Source organism: Methylosinus sp. R-45379, assembly GCF_001644125.1.
In the GTDB taxonomy this organism is placed as follows: Bacteria; Pseudomonadota; Alphaproteobacteria; order Rhizobiales; family Beijerinckiaceae; genus Methylosinus.
On record NZ_LUUM01000094.1, the window covers coordinates 1 to 1,123 of the forward strand.

Annotated in this window: 1 protein-coding gene; it reads left to right on the top strand. The window is 63.1% G+C overall.

All coding sequences use genetic code 11. From position 1 onward, the window contains the following. Window positions 1-1,034, top strand: a 1,034-nt coding sequence (locus tag A1351_RS04860) for an AraC family transcriptional regulator (protein WP_371441451.1), incomplete at its 5' end; no start/stop codon positions are given. Window positions 1,035-1,123 lie beyond the last annotated feature (89 nt).

Below are 1,123 nucleotides of genomic sequence, written 5' to 3' on the forward strand. Positions count from 1 at the left end.
GACCAGCGCCACTTGCTCGATCGAAAAGCCCGCCTCGAAAAGGCGACTCGCGCCTTCATGCCGTAAATCCGGACGAGAGCAGCGAAATCGAGGAGACTTGCGGCGTAATAGCCAACAAGACCTTGGACCCATTGTCCGATGTTCTGTCGCTTCTGAAGCCGAAAACCGCCATCAGCGCGGGCCTCGACGCCGGCGGTGAGTGGGCGATTCGCTTTCCCCCGCATGAAGGCATCAAGTTCAACGCGGTCATGCGCGGCGCCTGTTGGGTCCAGGTCGACGGGGAGCTGGAGCCGCGACGGATCGAAGCCGGCGACTGCTTCCTGCTCACACGCGGCCGTCCGTTCCTCTTCGCGACGGACCTCGCATTGCCCCCGATCGAATCTCCCACCATCTATGATCAGGCACTCGACGGCATCGCGACCTGCAACGGCGGCGGCGACTTTTTCTTGATCGGCGGCCGTTTTTCTTTCGACGGCGATCATGCCGGAATGTTGTTTGGGGCCTTGCCAGCAATCGCTCATGTGCGTGACGCCTCGAACCAAGCTGCCGTTCTGCGCCGGGCGCTGGAGCAACTGGCTGCGGAACTGAAAGATCGACCTCCGGGTGGAATGCTGATGGCGGAGCACCTCGCCCAGATCATGCTCTTGCAAGTCTTGCGGCTCTGGCTCGCCTCCGGAACGGACAAACCCGCCGGATGGTTGTCGGCGCTGTCCGATCCGAGGCTGACGAGAGCGCTCGGCGCCATGCACGCCGAGCCCGCTCGCCATTGGACGCTTGCCGAACTGGGAGCCATCGCCGGCATGTCGCGCAGCACGTTCGCAGCGCGTTTCCGAGAAGCGGTTGGACAACCGCCCCTGGACTATCTCATCCGCTGGCGCATGGTACTCGCGGCTGAACGGCTCAAGCGAACGAACGACAGTGTCGGGGAGACCGGCTTTTCCATCGGCTATGAATCCGAAGCGGCCTTCAGCACAACCTTTCGGCGGATCGTCGGCTGTGCGCCGGGAAAGTTCCGACGAGACGACGCTCCCTGAATCTTCTCTGCCGCGCGCCGTATCCGCGCCGACCTTGGCATAGCGCAGGACGCGAGAACCCGCGGATTGACGGGCTCCAACCTCATGAC